General features: G+C 57.4%; 4 protein-coding genes. All 4 read left to right on the top strand.

What is annotated here, in order from left to right:
• Positions 1–882 (top strand): ATP-grasp domain-containing protein (locus RMO15_RS27375; protein ID WP_309720360.1); only part of this gene is annotated, 882 nt, incomplete at its 5' end.
• 42 nt (positions 883–924) lie between these two features.
• Complete coding sequence (tpx, locus tag RMO15_RS27370) at positions 925–1,443, top strand: thiol peroxidase (RefSeq protein WP_309720357.1); 519 nt, start codon at positions 925–927, stop codon at positions 1,441–1,443.
• Between the two features lie 38 nt (positions 1,444–1,481).
• On the top strand, positions 1,482–2,342 hold the full coding sequence (cdaA, locus tag RMO15_RS27365; RefSeq protein WP_309720354.1) for a diadenylate cyclase CdaA: 861 nt from the start codon (positions 1,482–1,484) through the stop codon (positions 2,340–2,342).
• The coding region (locus RMO15_RS27360) for a hypothetical protein (RefSeq protein ID WP_309720351.1) at positions 2,339–2,716 on the top strand (378 nt) is incomplete at its 3' end. The genes cdaA and RMO15_RS27360, both read left to right, overlap by 4 nt.

Below are 2,716 nucleotides of genomic sequence, written 5' to 3'. Positions count from 1 at the left end.
GGTGTGCACTCCGGCGACTCGATGGCGGTTTATCCCCCACAGACCGTCTCCCAAAAAACGAAGGATTTAATCTCGGAGTACGCCATCAAGCTCGCCAAGGCGATGAATGTGGTCGGCCTGATGAACATTCAGTTTGTCTGTGAGGGCGAGATTCCCTATGTCATTGAGGTCAACCCGCGCTCTAGCCGAACCGTGCCCTATCTTTCGAAGATCACGGGCGTCTCGATGGTGAAGGCGGCGACACGCTGTATTTTAGGGGAGACACTGGAGAGCCAGGGCTACGAGAACGGGCTGTATCCTGAGCAGGCCAACCCGGCGGTCAAGGCTCCCGTGTTCTCGTTCCAGAAGCTGGTCGGGGTGGACAACACCCTCGGCCCTGAGATGAAGTCAACAGGAGAGATTTTGGGTCAAGATTTAGACTACCCTCGTGCGCTCTTTAAAGCGCTGGTCGCCAGTGGCATCAACCTGCCGCTTAAAAAAGCGGTTCTTGTGACCCTTGCCGATGCGGACAAAGACGAAGCATTACCCTTGCTCAAGGACTTTGTGACGCAGGGCTTTCAGGTCTATGCAACGGCGGGTACGGCCAAGTTTCTATCATCGCATGGTGTCCAAGCCACGCCCGTCAACAAGATCAGTGAAGGCAAGCCCGATATCATTGACTTGATCTACAGCGGCGAGGTCGGCTTGCTTATTAACACGATTAGCAAAGACAGGCGCATCGAGCAGGAGGGGGCACTCATCCGACGCGCCAGTGTCGAGCGTGCGGTTCCTTGTATGACAAGCCTGGACACGGCTCGTGCATTACTCACCGCTCTGGAGTCCTACAATCGTGGCGAAGAGATGGGCGTCCGCACTGTGGATGAGTACTTAAGTGGGAACTAACGGAAGCGTGTTTGAGTCTTGTGTTGCGGGAGGATTTGATTGATGTCTGTGGAACGAAGTGGCGTGGTGACGTTTAAGGGAAACCCGATGACCCTGGTGGGCCCTGAGCTGACCGTGGGAGCCAAAGCGCCGGGTGCAACTCTGATCGGGGCGGGTTTAGCGGCGGTGAATCCGCTGGAAGCGGGGGCGGGAAAGACCAAGCTCTTTGTGCTGGTTCCCTCTGTGGATACAGGAGTCTGCTCGATTGAGGGCAAGAAGTTCAGCGATGCCAGCCAAGCGTTTGGCGACGATGTCGCGGTTTTTCTGGTCTCGGCGGATCTGCCTTTTGCCCAGGGTCGCTGGTGCCAGGCGGAGGATGTCAAGAACCTGATAATGCTCTCGGACTACCGCGAGATGGCGCTGGCAAAGAGCTGGGGCGTCTACCTTAAAGAGCTGGGCCTCTACGCCCGTGCGGTCTTTGTGGTAGATAAGAACGACACGGTGACGTACGCAGAGATCGTCCCAGAAGTCGCCTCGGAGCCCGACTATGCGGCTGCGGTGGCCGCTGTCAACGCTGCGTAGAGTGCCGAGAACCCTTCAGGTATACTGATTGCTAATCTATGCCTGTTATTCTTGCCAGCCTGCGCTCCTTTGACTTTAAGGCAGTTTTCCTAGCGGCTCTGGATATAGTCGTCGTTGCCTATATCCTCTACCGCCTGATTTTACTTGCCAAGGGGCGCAGGGCCTGGCAGATTCTCATCGGAATCGGTGTTTTTTTTCTCCTCGTCCTAGCCTCCAATGTCTTGGGGCTGGTGACGCTTAACTGGCTCTTACAGTCGGTGACGCCTCTTGGGCCGGTTGCTATTGTGATCTTACTCTATCCGGAGCTTCGAGAAGTCCTAGAGCGCCTGGGACGGCTGGATTTCTGGGGAGCGCCCCTGAGCGCGGCGCGTCAAGAAAATATCACTGAGACCGTCGAAGCAGTCGTCACGGCAGCGACACTGCTCTCGGCGCGTAAAACGGGAGCGCTAATCTTACTCGCACGGGAAACGGGGCTCGACGATGTGATTATGACGGGCACGACGCTCAATGCAACCGTGACTCCTGAGCTCCTCACGACGATCTTCTATTCGGGTACGGCTCTTCATGATGGAGCCGTGATCCTGCGCAATGGGCGACTCGTGGCGGCGGGCTGCACCTTACCGCTGTCTGATGCCCCAAACATTGCAACGAACGTCCATATGCGTCACCGCGCCGCGATGGGAGCCTCCGAAAACTCCGATGCCGTTGTCGTGATTGTCTCCGAGGAGACAGGGACCATCTCGCTCTCCATCGGAGGGAAGCTCGACCGAGGTCAGAGTGCGGATCTCTTGCGGGAGAAGCTTCTAACGGCCTTTGGAAAAGGAGCAAAAAAAGCGGCACCACGCCTGCACCTGCCACGTCGCGGTAGTAGCAACAACAAGGAGAAGCCAGCGCCATGATGAGTCTCCTGCGACGGAACTGGGAGTATAAGCTTCTGTCCTTGGTTCTCTCGATCTTGCTCTACATTATCGCCAGCACGCAGCGCATGCCAAGCCGCACCAGTAGCATGCCGGTTCTTCCTGAGGTTACGGGGATCGCCTCTGATCTGGCCGTCAAAGTAGCGCCGCCTTCCGAGCAGGTAACCCTGACCGGGTCTGCCGATGAGCTCGAGATCGTGCGAAAATCGGGACTGCGAGCCCTGGTGAGTGCGACGGGAGCCAAGGTGGGCAAGAGCTTTCTGCCTGTCACCTATGTCCTGCCTGAGGCGGTGCGTGGTCGCGTCTCTGTGGAGGCTCCCCCGATGCTTCAGGTCGAGCTCGAAGCACGGACGCAG

The sequence above is a fragment of the Armatimonas sp. genome, assembly GCF_031410135.1.
Taxonomy (GTDB): Bacteria; Armatimonadota; Armatimonadia; order Armatimonadales; family Armatimonadaceae; genus Armatimonas.
The sequence above is the reverse complement of the archived record's forward strand: the minus strand, read 5'-3'. Positions and strand labels throughout refer to the sequence as shown.